The following is a 2,569-nucleotide window of genomic DNA, read 5'->3' on the forward strand; positions in this document are numbered from 1 at the left end:
CACTTTTGGTCGATTGTAGACCTCCGTCATCCCGGACTTGATCCGGGATCCATTCTCTCAGCGCCGGATGAATGGATCCCGGATCAAGTCCGGGATGACGATGTGAGATCATGTCCGCCTCCAGCCGCCAGCGGACATCCGCCAGACAAAACAAAGGGGGCGCTGCGGCCCCCTTTGCTCCCCGGTTAACGCCTGGCTTATTCGGTGGGGAAACCGCGCTTCGCGAGCAGCGCTTTCACGTCGGGATCGCGGCCGCGGAAGGCGCGATAGGCTTCGGCGCGGTCGGTCTCGTTGCCGGTCATCAGCAGGATGGTGCGGAACTTGTCGGCGACGGTGCGGTCCCATGGGCCGCCGGCCTCCTGGAACGCCGCCCAGGTGTCGGCGTCCATCGTCTCCGACCAGAGATAGCTGTAATAGCCCGCCGAATAGGCGTCGCTTGAAAACAGATGGCCGAACTGCGGCAGGCGATGCCGCATGACGATTTCCTTCGGCATGTCGATTTCGGCGAGCGTGTCGCGTTCGAACTTGTCGACGTCGGTCACCGGCACCTTGCGGTCGTGGAGCTTCATGTCGAGGATCGCGCTCGCCAGATATTCGACCGTCTCGAACCCCTGGTTGAACTTGTTCGAGGCAAGGATCTTGTCGACCAGCGCCTGCGGCATCGGCTCGCCGGTCTGGTAATGCGTCGCGAATTTCGACAGCACCTCGGGCGTCATCAGCCAGTTCTCGTTCACCTGGCTCGGATATTCGACGAAGTCGCGCGGCACCCCGGCGAGCGCCGGATAATAGACGTGCTGCAGGAAATAATGGATGCCGTGCCCGAATTCGTGGAACAGCGTCGTCGCATCGTCGAGGCTGACGAGCGTCGGCTCGCCTTTCGCGCCCTCGGTGAAATTATTGTTGTTCGACGCGAGCACGTTGCGCTCGCCGCCCAGCCCCTGCTCGCTGCGATAGGTCGTCATCCACGCGCCCGAGCGCTTTCCGTCGCGCGCGAAATTGTCGAGATAGAGGACGCCGACATTGGCGTTCGTCTTGAGGTTGTAGACCTCGAACGTCTTTACCTTGGGATCGAAGACCGGGATCGTGCCGGTGTTTTCGCGGAAGCCGAGGTCGTAGAGTTGCCCCGCCTCCCAGAACATCGCGTCGCGCAGCTTGTCGAGCTGCAGGTAAGGCTTCACCTCGCTTTCATCGAGGTCGTATTTCGCCTTGCGGACCTTTTCCGCATAATAGCGATAGTCCCACGGCTCGATCGTCAGCTTCGGGCCCTTGCCCGCTTTCGCCTCGGTGTCGGCGATCGCCTGCATGTCGGCGACTTCCTCGTGGACGCGCGCGACCGCGGCGGGCCAGACCTTCATCATCAGCTTCATGGCGTTTTCAGGTGTCTTCGCCATCGTGTCGGCCATGCGGTAGTTCGCGTGGGTCGGGAAACCGAGCAGCACCGCGCGCTCCTGGCGCAGTTTCAGGATTTCGGCGATCGTCGCATTCGTGTCGTTGGCGTCGCCATTGTCGCCGCGATTGACGAAGGCGCGCCACACCTTTTCGCGCAGCGCGCGATTGGTGGCGTTCTGCAGCACCGGCTGCGCCGAGGAGCGCGTGTTCTTGATCGCCCACTGGCCGGGCTTGCCCTGCGCCTCGGCGGCGTCGGCGAGCGAGGCGACGAAGCCCGGCGCGAGCCCGGCGAGTTCGGCCTTGTCGGTGACATAGGTATAGAGCTTCTCGTCGCCGAGCAGCTTCGACGAGAAGGTCGAGAACAGCCCTTCGAGCTTTGCGTTGAGATCGACGAGCTTCGCCTTGTTCGCGGGCGACAGGTTCGCGCCGTCGCGCACCATCTCGTCATAGCTGCGCTCGACGATGCGGATCTGCTGGGCGTTGAGGCCGCTCGACTGGCGCTTGTCGTAAACCGCCTTGTAGCGCGCGAAGAGCTTTGGATCGAGGAACAGCTCGGTATAGAATTTGGTGAGTTTCGGGCTCCATTCGGCGTCGATGTCCTCGACGCGGTCGTTCGACTTGTTCGACGTCTGGACTCCCCACAAAGCGAAGACGCGGTCCATCGTCTGGCCCGCGAGCTGCATCGGGACGTGGGTGTTCTCGAAGGTCGGTTCGGCGGGGTTGTCGATCACCGCCTGCACCTCGGCCTTCACCTCGGCCATGCCCTTGGCGAAGGCATCGGGAAAGCGTTCGGGGTCGAGCTTGTCCCACGGCGGCACCCCTTCATAGGGGCCGGTCCAGGGTGCAAGCATCGGATTGGCGTCGGTGGCGGGCTGGAGAGCGGTCTCGGCGGCGATGGTCATTGGACTATAACCCACAAGCAGCGCGGTCGATGCAAGCAGGACCGACATGGAACGGACAAAGGGCGGCGCGCGGCGCGGCATGATCATATCTCCCCGGAAGACTGGTTTCGAACGAAACCATATGGGGAGGGCTTTAGCGCGAGGGAGGAGGAGGGTGCAAGAGTTGGAGGAACGGCTTCTCTCATCCGTCACCCCCGCGCAGGCGAAGGGCAGCTATATTCTCCTCTTCTTTGTGCCTTCGTGCCTTTGTGCGAGTTTCTTTTGGACTCGCACAAAGG

The 2,569-nt window shown here is 62.5% G+C and carries 1 protein-coding gene; it reads right to left on the reverse strand.

The features are described from left to right. Positions 1-197 precede the first annotated feature (197 nt). Positions 198-2,291 carry a M3 family metallopeptidase gene (locus tag OJI97_RS01030; protein WP_297660043.1) on the reverse strand — a complete coding sequence of 698 codons (2,094 nt, stop codon included), beginning with the start codon at positions 2,289-2,291 and terminating at the stop codon, positions 198-200. Positions 2,292-2,569: the final 278 nt, after the last annotated feature.

Source organism: Sphingopyxis sp. (assembly GCF_025869345.1).
Lineage (GTDB): Bacteria > Pseudomonadota > Alphaproteobacteria > Sphingomonadales > Sphingomonadaceae > Sphingopyxis.

Coding starts and splice junctions, on each gene's coding strand:
- OJI97_RS01030 (WP_297660043.1), bottom strand. CDS start 2,291: ATGACCATCGCCGCCGAGACCGCTCTCCAGCCCGCCACCGACGCCAAT.